At 40.6% G+C, this 12,963-nt stretch carries 11 protein-coding genes; all 11 read right to left on the reverse strand.

Annotated features, from left to right (window positions below; all coding sequences use genetic code 11):
• Window positions 1-35: 35 nt before the first annotated feature.
• The 11 genes from ymfI to asd all read right to left on the reverse strand — a co-directional run bounded on the left by ymfI (window position 36) and on the right by asd (window position 12,957).
• Window positions 36-764, reverse strand: a complete 729-nt coding sequence (gene ymfI / locus JNO66_RS05455) for an elongation factor P 5-aminopentanone reductase (protein WP_203087167.1) — start codon at window positions 762-764, stop codon at window positions 36-38.
• Window positions 761-2,047, reverse strand: a complete 1,287-nt coding sequence (gene yfmH / locus JNO66_RS05460; protein WP_203087168.1) for an EF-P 5-aminopentanol modification-associated protein YfmH — start codon at window positions 2,045-2,047, stop codon at window positions 761-763. The genes ymfI and yfmH overlap by 4 nt, the downstream gene beginning before the upstream one ends.
• Window positions 2,028-3,320: an EF-P 5-aminopentanol modification-associated protein YfmF gene (yfmF, locus tag JNO66_RS05465; protein ID WP_203087169.1), complete on the reverse strand. Its 1,293-nt coding sequence runs from the start codon at window positions 3,318-3,320 to the stop codon at window positions 2,028-2,030. The genes yfmH and yfmF overlap by 20 nt, the downstream gene beginning before the upstream one ends.
• A gap of 246 nt (window positions 3,321-3,566) precedes the next feature.
• Entirely contained in the window at window positions 3,567-4,286 is a 720-nt protein-coding gene (locus tag JNO66_RS05470; protein ID WP_203087170.1) for a GntR family transcriptional regulator, read from the reverse strand.
• Window positions 4,287-4,315: 29 nt separating this feature from the next.
• Entirely contained in the window at window positions 4,316-6,700 is a 2,385-nt protein-coding gene (locus tag JNO66_RS05475; RefSeq protein ID WP_203087171.1) for an FtsK/SpoIIIE family DNA translocase, read from the reverse strand.
• A 117-nt stretch (window positions 6,701-6,817) separates the two neighbouring features.
• Window positions 6,818-7,039 (reverse strand): YlzJ-like family protein, encoded by a 222-nt coding sequence (locus JNO66_RS05480; RefSeq protein WP_203087172.1) that lies wholly within the window; start codon window positions 7,037-7,039, stop codon window positions 6,818-6,820.
• Complete coding sequence (locus JNO66_RS05485; protein WP_203087173.1) at window positions 7,036-7,749, reverse strand: ClpP family protease; 714 nt, start codon at window positions 7,747-7,749, stop codon at window positions 7,036-7,038. Before JNO66_RS05485 ends, JNO66_RS05480 begins: the two co-directional genes overlap by 4 nt.
• 127 nt (window positions 7,750-7,876) lie before the next feature.
• Window positions 7,877-9,544 carry a ribonuclease J gene (locus JNO66_RS05490; RefSeq protein WP_203087174.1) on the reverse strand — a complete coding sequence of 556 codons (1,668 nt, stop codon included), beginning with the start codon at window positions 9,542-9,544 and terminating at the stop codon, window positions 7,877-7,879.
• Between the two features lie 236 nt (window positions 9,545-9,780).
• Window positions 9,781-10,644 carry a 4-hydroxy-tetrahydrodipicolinate synthase gene (dapA, locus tag JNO66_RS05495; RefSeq protein ID WP_203087179.1) on the reverse strand — a complete coding sequence of 288 codons (864 nt, stop codon included), beginning with the start codon at window positions 10,642-10,644 and terminating at the stop codon, window positions 9,781-9,783.
• A gap of 4 nt (window positions 10,645-10,648) precedes the next feature.
• Entirely contained in the window at window positions 10,649-11,896 is a 1,248-nt protein-coding gene (gene dapG, locus JNO66_RS05500; RefSeq protein ID WP_203087184.1) for an aspartate kinase, read from the reverse strand.
• Between the two features lie 14 nt (window positions 11,897-11,910).
• Window positions 11,911-12,957 (reverse strand): aspartate-semialdehyde dehydrogenase, encoded by a 1,047-nt coding sequence (gene asd, locus JNO66_RS05505; protein WP_203087185.1) that lies wholly within the window; start codon window positions 12,955-12,957, stop codon window positions 11,911-11,913.
• Window positions 12,958-12,963: the final 6 nt, after the last annotated feature.

The raw sequence follows: 12,963 nt of genomic DNA on the forward strand, positions 1-12,963 counted from the left end.
CATTTGTACAATTTTATGCAGGGAAAATGAAAGTCTTAATGCCAGGCTCCGTTAATTTCAATGATCTGCCCGTTTATGTAATTTGATTGCTCGCTCACTAAAAATAATACGGCATCAGCAATTTCCTCAGGCTTGCCGAATCTTCCGGCAGGGATTTCATCTTTAAGCTGTTGTTGTTCTCCCGGTTCATATATGGCCATCATGTTTGTTTCAAGTGCGCCTGGTGCAATCGCATTAACTTGAATACCACTTGGAGCCACTTCTTTTGCAAGTGCTTTAACAAAGCTATTTAATCCGCCTTTTGCTGCAGAGTACGCTACCTCATAAGAAGCACCGGTCACACCCCAAATAGAAGAAAGCATCATAATCTTCCCCACTTTTTTCGAGATCATATGTGGCAAAAGAGCTCTCGTCAACTTAATCGGTGAAAATAGATGAACCGACATCAGATCCGTCAACTCAGTATCCGTTAACTCAGTGAGTAAACCTTGTAATGAATAACCCGCTGTATAGATCAGCGTGTCTACTGGCATAATTAACTGCTCCATTAACTCATCTACTCCAGTTGACGAACGTAAATTACATTGAATCAGATAGACTTCTGCACCTAGTTCGCGGCACGCTTTGCTGACATCTTCTGCTTGTTCTTTATTTGAGTGGTAATGGAGGCTTAATAAAACCTCTGGAGAAGCTAGTGCGATTGCCGTAGCTGCGCCAACTCCTCCAGTTGCTCCTGTAATTAAAATATGTTTTCTTACACTCATGCTTCTGGGCGCACCTGACAGACCGTTGAACGCGATAACTCAAAGTGATCTCGCATGATTTCTTCGAGGTCTTCTTTTGTTAAAGATTCAAGCATTGGGACAACGTCAAATAAATTCATCTCATTAAACTGATAGCGTGTAAACTGAGTGGCAATAAACTCTGGTGAATTTAAAGAACGCATAAAGGATCCAATTTTCTTTTTAATCGCTCGGTCCATATTTGTTGAATCAATTTCACTAGATACAAATTCTTGGATCATCGATTTTAATGTATCAGCTAACTTATCAGGATCCTTTGAGTCTCCTCCTACAATGGTAAAGCCAAATCCTCTTTCTCCTGTGTAATCATAAGAGAACGTATCGTCAATAAGTCCAGAGTCGTATAGAGTTTGGTAATGCTTGGAGCTCTGACCAAACATAAGATCAAGGATAACCTTAATACCTAGCTCTCTTTTTAATAGATCATTTCCCTTACGTTCTGTCCCTATTTCTTTAATACCAACCAAGCATTTTGGAGCTTGAACAGGCATATGGATAACGCTTTTTTCTTTTGCAACCGAATTCGGCTCTTCTTCAAAAAAGCGTTTAATATCTTCAGGTGGTGTAAAGGTTTTTCCGGCTTGATTCGCTTTAATTTGTTGCATTACCTCATTTGGCTCGACTGCACCAACGACAAACAAAAGCATATTACTTGGATGATAAAAGGTGTGATAGCACGTATAAAGCCAATCTGAGGTAATATGTGAAATCGACTCAATCGTTCCTGCAATATCAATCTTAACAGGATGATTTTTGTACAAATTTTCAATTACACCAAAATATAAGCGCCAGTCTGGATTGTCATCGTACATTGTAATTTCTTGATTTATAATCCCTTTTTCCTTCTCAACGCTTTCAGGTGTAAAGTAAGGATGCTGAACAAAATCTACTAATGTCTCTAGATTTTTTTCAACATTAGACGTACTTGAAAACAAATAAGCAGTACTCGTAAAGCTTGTGAATGCATTAGCAGAGGCACCTTGCTTACTAAATTCGTGAAAGACGTCTCCTTCTTCACTTTCAAACATTTTGTGCTCTAGAAAGTGTGCGATCCCATCTGGAACTAAACGTTCTTCTGACTCATTGAGGGGAATAAAACGATTATCAATGGAACCATACTTCGTTGTAAATGTCGCAAATGTTTTATTAAAACCTTCCTTTGGAAGGATATAAACATGAAGACCGTTCTCAAGTGTTTCTTGATATAGGGTTTCATTTAGCTGGTTAAATGGAACTTGTTTCATGTTCATCTTCTCCCTTCAAAAAGTAAATCGTATCAAGCTGACATTTGTTTGCGCATGCTTGAATGTCTTCTTTTGAGACCTGTTTAATTTGCTCAATCAGCGCTTCAACCGACTGATTGACCTGACTTAATTGTTCACGATAATGAAGTTCAATTTGACCTGACGCAGAATCGGTTGTTTCTAATAGCTGATTGATGAGCATTGATTTTGTCTGGGCGATCTCATCCTCGGTAAAGTCGCCTTGCTTCATTCCTTCAAACTGTTCTTTAATGATTTCAACTGCACGGTCGTATTTATCAAATTCAATCCCTGCCATAACCATCAAAATGCCTTTATGACTTTCAAGTCTGGAGGCAGCATAATAAGCCAAGCTTTCTTTCTCACGCACATTTATAAATAACTTGGAGTGAGCAAAGCCACCGTACAACCCGTTGAATACTTGCATGGCTGCATAATCATGGTCGCCATAAAAGGTGTGCGTGCGGAACCCCATATTTAATTTACCTTGCTTAATTTTTTGTTTTTCTGAGATAATCTTCACTTCTTGAACAGAAGGCGTCTCAACACGTACTTTTGCCCTGTGTGGTGTGGTTTGTGGTAATGTAAATGCTTGATGAATCGACTCGGATACTTCATCCTCGTCCACATCTCCTACCACATATAGATCTATTTGATCTGATTGAAGCATTTGCTTGTAATAAGCGTATAGAGCTTCGGCTGTAATCACTTCTACCCCTTCTATATCACCAAACGCTGGGATCGCATAAGGCTCCCCCTCACACATTACTTCGGTTGCTCTCATATTTGCAAAACGCATCTTATCGTCATATACAGATTCAATTCGTTGTTTTAACGTTCTTTTTTCCCTCTCAACTACATCACTCATAAATGCACCATTGTTAGTAACAGGGTGAATCAATACGTCTGCTAAAACATCTAATGCTTGTTGAAGTAAGGGCTCAGAATCTTTTAAGTAACGCTCATTGGCCACATCCATAAAAAAGGTCATGACATGCTGCTCACCACTTTTACGAACATCTCCGCTTAATCTTGCTCCATACAGATCATCTAGATGTACGCGAAGCTTTTGCCTTGTCGGCCATTTTTCAGTTCCACCTTGAAGAACGTGTGGCAAAAGCGCACGCAACGAAACCGTCTCTTTTGTTAATGGCGCACGCAGCATAACCATAAACGTTGTTGTTTTAAATTTATCCGATTTCATCACATGAACATTCATACCTTGATGGGTGAATTGCTGTTCTGATTGTTCCATAGTTGCTACTCATTCCTTTCCATATGTCACTTCAATTAGCCACTAGCATATCACTCTAGTATACCATAATAAGGAATCATTCATGCCTCAGGACACTTGATTTTGATTAAAAAAGATTTTACCCAACACAGAGAGAATTGCTTTTGGAGAATACTCGTGAGTTCCATCATAACAAAACGGCAAACGATCCAATAACGAATCATTTGCCGCTTTTGTTTTAAGTTTAAAAATAAACTAGCCTATTATTTATGACATATACCGCTTTCGCAAGACATGAAACTTAAATTTATCCGCTCGAAAATAATTTTGAGAATATAATATCGGCTGATCATTTTGATCATAATGTGTTTGGTTAAGAAGAAGGAGAGCAGATCCTGCATCTGATTCGAGAAGTTCTGATACTTTTTCATGAAATCCAATGGGTTCAATATACGTAACAGCATGTGTGATTGTCTTTCCAATGTCCGTTAAAAATTGAAAAAGCGACTTTGTTTCAAGAACCGAATGATTGCTTAACAAATCATACGGAACACGGTCTAAACAATACACAACTGGAACGTCATCAGCTGTTCGTAGCCTTTCAATTTGAAACACCTGCTCGAGGTTCGACAATCCAAATAATTCTTGGTCTTCTTCTGTGGCTTCTAGCACAGAATCTGATAAAAAGATAGTACCCGGTTCCATGTTCGCCTTACGAATCATATCTGTTACACTAGATAATTCTTCAATGCCTGCAGTGAGCATTGGTTTGGCGTTCACAAAGGTTCCAACTCCATGTCTACGGACAACCAATCCCTCGTCCTCTAAAAGTCGTAGGGCTTCGCGCAAGGTTGCGCGACTGACGCCTAACTGTTTCGCTAATTCAAATTCAGATGGAAGCTGTTTTCCCTCATCATATTTCTCTATATCTTGCCGCAACCTGTCAATTACTTGTAAATAAAGTGGTCTGTAATCGGTTTTGATCACAGTCTCTCCCCCCATTCTCTTCTTGCAGCTTATGAGGAAGATGCTTCATCCTCAGGTTTAGCTGAAATCAGCACTTCACGTGGTTTGCTTCCTTCATACTTGCCGACAATACCGCGTAGCTCCATCTCATCGATTAACCTGGCTGCACGAGTATATCCAATCCTAAATCGGCGTTGGAGCATTGATACAGAAGCTGTATTCATCTCCACAACTAAATCAACCGCTGATAAGTACAATTCGTCTTGCACTTCTTCTTTTGGAACTTCTGCTTCTTCTGTTGGTGTCATCTCTTCTTGATATTGAGCTTTTTGTTGGGAGATAACAAAGTCTACTACTTCTTCGACCTCATCGTCAGATAAGAACGCACCTTGAATTCGTGTAGGCTTGTTTGCGCCAACCGGTAGATAAAGCATGTCTCCTCTTCCAAGTAATTTTTCGGCTCCTCCAGAATCAAGAATGGTTCTTGAATCCGTCTGAGACGAAACACCAAATGCAATACGGGAAGGGATATTTGCTTTAATTACACCTGTGATAACATCTACAGATGGTCGTTGTGTCGCAATAATCATATGAATACCCGAGGCTCTAGCCATTTGTGCCAAACGAGCAATAGAGTCCTCTACATCTCCAGAGGCCACCATCATTAAATCAGCAAGCTCATCCACAATCACCACAATGTATGGTAAAAATGGTTGCTTCGCATCTCCAGCTTCGTTTTGCTTTCTAATTAATTCGTTATAGCCTTCTAAGTTCCTTGTTCCGCTATGTGAGAAAAGGTCATATCTTCTTTCCATTTCTGCTACTACCTTTTTAAGAGCCTGCGATGCTTTCTTTGGCTCCGTTACAACAGGCGTTAGAAGATGTGGAATCCCATTGTATACATTTAACTCTACCATTTTTGGGTCAATCATCATTAGCTTTACTTCATGTGGCTTGGCTTTCATTAAAATACTCGTAATGATTCCATTAATACATACACTTTTTCCACTACCCGTTGCTCCAGCTACAAGTAAATGAGGCATCTTGTGAAGAGGAGCAAGAACAGGCTCACCAGAAATATCACGACCAAGTCCTACAGACAATACATGTTCATCTGCTTTTGAAGGTGTAGAATCCAATACTTCTCTTAACGAAACAATCGCTACTTCTTTGTTAGGAACCTCAATCCCAATGGCAGATTTGCCCGGAATTGGTGCTTCAATCCGAATGTCCTTCGCAGCAAGAGCTAAGGCAAGGTCGTCCGCTAAATTGACAATCTTGCTCACTTTTACGCCAATATTCGGATTCACTTCATATTTCGTAACGGCTGGCCCTAAATGAACCTTCGTTACACGCGCTTTTACACCAAAACTGTCTAGCGTTTGCTCAAGTTTACGAGCATTTGATGTGAGTAATTGCTTTTCCTGATGCTGTCCTGGTGAAGAAGCTGATTTTAATAGTTCATAGGAAGGTAGTATGTATGATTCATTTGTTTCCCCTGCTGTGACAAGGGAGGCAGGTGCAGCGTCCTCTTCAGGTGTTTCGTCACTCTTTTTTAAGTCACTTTCTACTGTTACAGGATCTTTTTTGGTCTTTTGCTCAGTTGGCTGTTCCTGATAAGCGTTTTGAGAGAAATCTACTATTTCAGGGATTTCAGCTTGTCCTGTTTCTTCGTTCTCTTCCTCAATACCCTTACGCGACGTTCGTGTCGGACGATGATGCTCAGATGCAGCTTCTTGTTTTTGTTGCTCTTTCTTTTTCTCATCTCTACGTGCTCGTTCTTCTTTCATCTTCTCTTTAGACTGTTTACTCCACTGCATTCCTTCTTTAAATATGGAGCTCACAAAGTCGATAAAACCAAGATACGATTTTCTAAATCCTTTTCCTAGTAACTCTGCGACGGAACGTCCTGTAATAAGGATCACACCAATAATCATTAAGATAATACACAGAAATACCGTGCCACCACTTGCAAAAAGAAAATGACTAACTGCAAAGGCTACAGCACCAATCATACCTCCGCCGAGCTCTCCACCCGTTTGATTACCACTCGCTTCAAGCCAAAACAGATGCCACGTATTCCGAATGACGGATGTATCGGAAAAGCCACTTTGTGCCCCTAATGATTGAAACAAGCTCCAGTGCCCAAGTAAAGCTAGAGATAGCACAATAATATAAAAACCTGCCATTCTCCTTGACCAAAACGCGGGTTTCGCTCGCTTAAACATAATGTACAAAGAAACAACAAGTAGCCCGATGGCCAAGAGAAAGAACCATTCTCCTAGAAAAAAACGAAACAAGCGAACAAAAGCCTCGCCTACACTGCCTAACCTGGCAAGTGTTACAACGGCTACTACGAGTAAACTCAGTCCCACAATTTCGTAGGTTAGCTGCGACTTCCAATTAGTCTTCTTTCGTTTTTTGCGTCTTGCCATAATACGGTCACCCTTTTATTCATTCATCTAACCTCATATGAATAAGCAGCCCCAAAGGCTGCTTTTCATGTATTCGATGGCTATTATTATAGCATAATCTATTAGGCGTACGAGCAATTAAATTAGATGATTTGCGTCAATTATTGCTCCTGGAGAAAATTGATCTTGCAAATAGAGCCCGACGTCTCCTGAAACAAGACGAACAACCTTAAATCGCCCGTCTTGAATTGGTTCAACAACAAGTTGTCCGCCATTAATCGGAATTGTTTGATGTTGGGTAAAATCCTGATCGGTTGGAGGGAAAATTTCATCATAAGGAGTCATCGTATACAAAATCATTGAACCATTTCTCCCTGTTTATTTTCCTCAATCAGTTGATTTAACTTTTTCATTGCTTTTCCAATACCGCCTACTTCATTAATTAAGCCGGAATCCACAGCATCCGTTCCAATGACATTCGTGCCAATATCCCTTGTTAAGTTGCCTTTTGAAAACATCAGCTCCTTGAATTTTTCTTCTGTAATATTTGAGTGTGCAGTAACAAACTTAATGACCCGTTCTTGCATTTTATCCAAATATTCAAAGGTCTGTGGTACACCAATCACCATTCCCGTTAAACGAATGGGATGAATGGTCATCGTCGCCGTTTCAGCGATGTATGAATAGTCGGATGCTGTAGCGATAGGAACACCAATCGAATGTCCTCCACCGAGAACCAAGGTCACTGATGGTTTTGACATAGATGCAATCATCTCTGAAATGGCAAGTCCTGCTTCCACGTCGCCTCCAACTGTATTTAAAATAATAAGTAATCCTTCAATCTTGGAATTTTGTTCCGCAGCAACAAGTTGTGGAATGATATGCTCATATTTTGTTGTTTTATTTTGAGGGGGTAACTGCATATGTCCCTCTATCTGTCCGATCACCACTAGACAGTGAATATTGGATGCTTCCATCTCGGGCACATTTGTCTGACCTAGTTCTTGAATCTTTTCGACTAATGATGACTTTTTTTCACCGTTTGGCTGTTGTTCCGTTTTTTCGTTCATGCCAACACTCTCCTTTTTCGTCACATACACGTAGTATGTTCGGAAGAAAGAATGTCATGCGTTGGCCCTTGGCAAAACGAAAGGCAAATGATTCATACTAGAATCATTTGCCTTAGTGATACCTATTTTACACTTCCATAATAATCGGAAGGATCATTGGACGTCTTTTTGTTTTTTCATATAAATGTCTGCTTAGTCCTTCTCTTACGTTACTTTTCAGAGAAGACCACTCACTCACTTTTTCAGACATACATTTTTTTAGGATGTCACTTACAAGCTCATTCGCATCTTCAAGCAACTGCTCTGATTCTCTAACATAAACAAATCCTCTAGAGATAATGTTTGGTCCAGATTCAATTGTTCCTGTTTTCTTATTTAATGTAACAACTACAACAAGAATCCCGTCTTTTGATAGCAGTCTACGATCACGTAAAACAATGTTTCCAACGTCCCCAACTCCTAGGCCGTCGATTAAGACGTTTCCTGAAGGAATTTTGCTTGCGCGACGTGCTTGTTTGTTGGTAAATTCAATCACTTCACCTTTTTCGATGATAAAAATATTCTCATCAGGAATGCCGACACCTAAACCTAATTGACGGTGAGCGTGCTGCATTCTGATTTCTCCGTGAACAGGCAAGAAATATTTTGGTTTCATCAGGTTTAACATGAGCTTTAGCTCTTCCTGACTACCGTGACCGGATGCATGAACTTTTGAAGAACCATACACTACGTCTGCTCCGATGCGGTGTAGCTTATCAATAACAGCTGAAACTGATTTTTCGTTACCAGGAATGGCTGATGCAGCAATGATCACTGTATCATATGCGTTAATCGTAATTTGACGGTGAGCTCCTTTTGCCATACGCGTTAACGCGGACATGGTCTCTCCTTGACTACCCGTAGTTAAAATAACAATTTGTTCAGGCTTGTATTTGTTTACTTCATCTAATTCAATAATTAAATCCTTCGGAGGACTTAAATAACCTAAACGTGTAGCAATCGAGATCACTCGAATCATACTTTTTCCAACGATGGCTAGCTTACGGTTCGCTTTTGAAGTTGCTTCAATAATCTGCTGAATTCTGTGTACGTTTGATGCGAACGATGTCACGATTAAACGTCCCGTAGTTTTTTGGAACACTTCAGTAATACCAGCGCCTACTTCAGACTCTGATTTTGTTGTACCTGGACGCTCAGCGTTTGTACTATCAGAAAGCAAGCAAAGTACACCTTTATGACCAATATTGGCCATCTTGCCGATATCCGCTTGTTTCCCGTCAACCGGTGTTTGATCAAACTTAAAGTCACCTGTATGTACAATCGCACCTTGGGACGTTTCTACACATACACCTACGCAATCCGGAATACTGTGGCTTGTCCGGAAGAAGGATATAGATGTTGATCCAACTTTAATTCTGGATTTAGCATCAATGGTTTTTAATTTTACAGAACGTAAAATTCCTGCTTCTTTTAACTTTTCTTCAACAAGACCAAGCGTTAGTTTTGTCCCATATACGGGTACGTTTACTTTTTTGAGTACGTATGATAATCCGCCAATATGGTCCTCGTGACCGTGTGTTAAGATAATTCCTTTTACTCGATCTGCTTGTTCTGTTAGATAAGTAATGTCTGGAATCACAATGTCTACGCCCAGCATATCATCATCTGGAAACATTAAGCCCGCATCAATAATAATGATGTCTTCGTCTACTTCTACCCCGTACATATTCTTTCCGATTTCGCCTACGCCACCTAGGGCAAATACGCGAATTTTCTCATTAATCTGCTTCGACAATGGTCTTTCCTCCTATACATATATACACATCAATAATTCAAGTCAATATCGGCTTCCTCGATAGGTCGCCTGGTCGATTCCGTTCCACTGTTTGTTCCATTCTTCTTCCACTTATCAATCCTTGATAAGCACCCGAACGCATCACTTAGAATCAGTATACCTTATTTTTCTAATGAAAGACAAGATAGAACCATAACAAACAAAAAACCCGACTACAACGAGTCGGGTTAAATGAATTACACAAAAAAGGAATCAACCTTTGCTTTTTCTTCTAGTGTAAGAGGCACCAATGGTAGCCTAGTCCCTCCGGTATTCAGTCCAATTTGTGCGAGTCTATGCTTCACGCAGACTGGGTTAGGTGTTAAGAATAATGCTTTCATCTTTGGAAGTAGCTTCAGGTGAAGTGTTGCTGCACGCTTTGTATCACCCGATGTAAAGGCCCTTACCATCTCTTTCATTTCATTGCCTATCACATGAGCAGCTACTGACACCACTCCGTTCGCCCCGATTGAGAGAGCAGGTAAGGTTAGCGAATCGTCACCACTATACACAGTAAATTGCTCATCTGTCCCATCTATAATTGATGCCATCTGCTCCAAGTCGCCACTTGCCTCTTTTATCGCAACAATATTCTCGACTTTTGAAAGAGTAATGACTGTTTCATCAAGCATATGGGCACCGGTACGATGTGGAACATTATACAGCATAATGGGTAGAGACACATTCGCTGCTAATTCACTGAAGTGTGCAATCATTCCAGCCTGGTTTGGACGATTATAGTAAGGAACAACAGCCATGATCGCATCGGCTCCTAGTCTCTCTGCATGCTTTGAGAGCTTGATTGAAGTCGCCGTATCGTTTGTTCCAGTCCCTAGTATGACGGGAACTCTCTTGTTCGTGTGCTGAATGACAAATTCAAATAGTTTTAGCTTTTCATCCGTTGTGAGTGTTGGAGATTCTCCTGTTGTTCCAGCCACAACAATTGATTCTGTACCCGTAGCAATCAAGTGGTCGATTAATTCGGCACTGGCTTTTAAATCAAGCTCTCCTTTTTCATCAAAAGGAGTGACCATAGCAGTTACAATCTGACCGAAGTCCATCTGTTCACTCTCCTTCAGTTCCGGATAACAATTCTTGTCCGAGTCCTGCTTCCTCAAGTTGAAACATGTGATGAAGGGCATTAACGGCTTTACTCATATCTTCATTCTTCACTAAAACCCAAATGGTTGTATGAGAATCCGCAGACTGCAGAATTTGAATATTCTCAGATGACAGCGCACTGACAATCTTCGCTGTGACACCAGGAACGCCAGTCATTCCAGCACCAACAGCAGAAACCTTTGAACAATTCCGTTGTACTTCAGGCTTAAATCCTAGTTTAGTTAGTGTCTCAATTGCTCGGTCAGCTGCTGCGTCCATTACCGTGTACACAACTCCACTAGGTGAAATGTTAATAAAGTCAACGCTGATTTTTTCCATCGCCATTGATTTAAACACTTTTTCCTGTACATCATACTGACCATCATGAGCAGCTACTTTAATTTGTGTGACGTTCGCTAAATGAGCAATACCTGTAATGAGCTGCTCTTGAACATCACTTCCTGCACCACTTGCATTCATCGTTGTGATTAACGTACCTTTATTTTCTGAATACGTAGAACGAATGTGAATTGGAATCTTAGCTTGCATTGCTATTTCAACTGCACGTGGATGTATAACCTTAGCACCTTGATAGGCCATATTACATATTTCATTATAGGTCATGACTTCTAGTGGTCTTGCCTTTTCAACAATACGGGGATCTGCAGTCATAACCCCTTCCACATCTGTAAAGATATCGACCCATTCTGCATTCACTGCCGCAGCTAATGCGGTTGCAGAAGTATCGCTTCCACCTCGACCAAGTGTTGTGGTTTCGCCTGTTTTTGATTGTCCCTGGAAGCCCGCAACAACTAGCACATCTTGGTGAGCAAGAAGGCCACGTAAGTGATCAGATTTCATATCAAGAATTTTCGCATTGGAAAATTCATCATTCGTTCTAAAACCAGCCTGTGCACCAGTCATAGCTTGAGCTTTTAATCCATAGGATTGCAAGAGATCACTAAAGACAACAGAAGAAATGACCTCTCCGCATGAAACTAATAAATCTTGCTCACGCTTATCGAGTGTCGAACTTGCTAGGCCAAGTAACGTATCCGTTGCATAGGGGTCGCCTGTGCGACCCATTGCTGATACAACGACAATAACTTTCATTCCGTCTTCTACTGCCTTACGAACATGATTTGCTGCCAATTTTCTTGTTTGATCATCTTTAACGGAGGTTCCTCCGAATTTTTGAACGATTAATTTCATAGCTCACACTCTTCTTATGATAATAGATCTTGCTGAATAAGAGATTCAGCAATCTGAACTGAATTTAGTGCTGCACCTTTTAGTAAGTTATCGGAGACAACCCAGAAATGGTACCCATTTGCACGATCTAGATCCCTACGAATACGGCCTACAAACACATCGTCTTTGCCAACAGCGTGTGCAGCCATTGGGTATACTTGATTCGCTGTATCATCTTGTAGAGTAACGCCTGGTGCTGCGTCGAGTAACTCTTTTAAATCAGCAACAGATAGCCCTCCTTGTTCTGTCTCAATGTATACAGATTCTGAATGACCCGTTTCAATTGGAAGACGAACACATGTAGCAGCTACTTCAAGCTCAGCCATGTTCATAATTTTTTTTGTTTCATTGATCATTTTCATTTCTTCAAACGTGTAGCCGTTTTCTTGAAACACATCAATTTGCGGAATTGCATTAAAGGCAATTTGATAGTGCTTTTTATCTCCACCAACCGGAAGTATTTCTGGATTTGCTTCTTTTCCAGCAAGAAGGTCAGCCGTTTGTGTTTTCAACTCATCCACTGCTTCGAGACCTGCGCCTGACACAGCTTGATACGTTGAAACAACAACTTTCTTCAAGCCGACTTTTTGACGTATCGGTTCAAGAGCCGCAACCATTTGAATGGTTGAACAATTTGGATTTGCAATAATCCCTTTATTCCACTCAAGATCTTTTGGATTAACCTCTGGTACAACTAATGGCACCTCTGTATCCATACGGAAAGCGCTCGTATTATCAATGACGACTGCTCCTCGCTTTACTGCTTCTGGAGCCAACGCTTTAGAAACAGAACCCCCTGCACTAAATAAAGCAATTTGGACACCTTCAAACGATTCAGGTGTTGCTTCTTCCACAGTATACGTTGTTCCTTTGAAAGAGAGCTCTTTTCCTGCCGAACGCTTTGAAGACAATAACTTTAAACTTGCAATAGGAAACGCTCTTTTTTCAAGTGTGGCAAGCATTTGTTGTCCTACTGCACCTGTTGCTCCAACTACCGCGATATGATAACCATTTTTTGACATGAATCT

Origin of the sequence: Alkalicoccobacillus gibsonii, from assembly GCF_016798245.1 — a bacterium.
Taxonomy (GTDB): Bacteria; Bacillota; Bacilli; order Bacillales; family Bacillaceae_D; genus Alkalicoccobacillus; species Alkalicoccobacillus gibsonii.